This is a genomic window from Vibrio sp. 1078-1 (assembly GCF_033340475.1).
In genome coordinates, this window is the sequence record NZ_JAWOWM010000107.1 from 1 (window position 1) to 1,023 (window position 1,023).

General features: G+C 43.0%; 1 protein-coding gene. It reads right to left on the reverse strand.

Annotated features, from left to right (window positions below):
• Window positions 1-179 precede the first annotated feature (179 nt).
• A partial coding sequence (gene ebgR, locus R7190_RS25925) for a transcriptional regulator EbgR (protein ID WP_318137687.1) occupies window positions 180-1,023 on the reverse strand: 844 nt, incomplete at its 5' end.

The following is a 1,023-nucleotide window of genomic DNA, read 5'->3' on the forward strand; positions in this document are numbered from 1 at the left end:
TTTACTTTAACTTGGTCACGTTTTAAATGACCAATGTTGAGCAAGATGTGATCAGAGTAAAGGAATGCGTTCTAGATTGTTTTGGAAAGTAAAAACAGTAAAAATTCGGTAGAAAATAAAAGAAGAAATAAAAAGCACTGAAAATTCAGTGCTTTATTTGAGCAATTTTGAGGGTGTTTTTATCGAGTTGTGCCGCGTAGCTTGAGCTTGCTTGGAACATACACCTGAAGGGGCAGTGCGCGTCCGTCACGGTATTTTTCTACTAACAAGTTCACGCCTTGAATCCCCATCATTTCAGAATGAATACGAACGGTCGATAGAGGAGGGAAGGTAAAGCGCGCGGTAGGAATGTCGTTCACGCTGATCAGCGCAATATCATCAGGAATGTTTAAACCAAACTCATGCACTGCTCGTAACACACCAATCGCAATGGAGTCCGAAGCAATGAACATCGCTTTTGGGAAATCGCCTTTGGCCAGCATCTCTTTCGCTAAGTCATAACCGGACAAGCTAGAGAAATCGCCACGATAAATGTCGTTTTCAGAAACCACACCTTTTAGGCTGCCGTAGTCCACAAACGCATTTTCACGAATGTCTGCGGTGTTGGGCTCGTCTTGTCCACCAATAAATCCGATACGCTCGTAGCCTTGTTGTACAAAGAAATCAACCACTTGCTTGCTGATTCTTACAAGGTCGATATCAACGCAATCGTAAGGGCTAGTTGGATCTGAAAAGTCGATGTAACAGATGCTATCGGCTAGGCGTTTAGGTAACTTATTGACCACCTTTTGGTCGACTTTCCCGACTAAAAGGACACCCGTAATCTTTTGCGTTTCAACATCAATTTCGCTGTTGTAGCAATTGGTTAGCGTAATGCCGAGTTTGTCGCACTGAGTTTCAATCCCATGACGAATCGACAAGTAGTACGGGTCATTCACTTCTGCTTCTTGTTTGTAATTGTACAAGGCCAAAAAGTGATGTTTTTGCTTGGCTTCTTTGATGCCTTTCTTCGAGCTACTGGTG